A 339-nucleotide genomic window follows, 5' to 3' on the forward strand; every position below is an offset into this window, starting at 1 on the left:
GGCCCACCAGCGGCAACGATAGCCCTCTGGCGGGAATCTGAATTTTCGTAGTCCTTGCTGACCACAAACGCCCAGAGCGGAATCAGACCAATTTCGTGAATTATCCCTGACTTTTTAAAACTGAAGAGTTTGATACCGCCGACAACAAGTTTATCCGGTTTGATCCCCATCTTTTGCATTGGTATCAGATGCCCAGACTCATGAATCAGCAGAAGAAATACAAGCATCAGCCAGATGACAAAAAAAGCGGCGACGAACATAGCGATTGTCAGCAGCATGCTGTGAGTTCCCAAGATTTCTGATCAGTTGGTGGATTGTTGAGCATTAAGGCCAAGTCAT

Annotated in this window: 1 protein-coding gene; it reads right to left on the bottom strand. The window is 46.6% G+C overall.

Going from position 1 to position 339, the window contains the following annotated elements:
* Positions 1-278 (bottom strand): site-2 protease family protein (locus tag AC3XQU_RS23385; protein ID WP_489876539.1); only part of this gene is annotated, 278 nt, incomplete at its 3' end.
* Positions 279-339: the final 61 nt, after the last annotated feature.

The sequence above is a fragment of the Telluria sp. AZSoR62 genome, assembly GCF_058111565.1.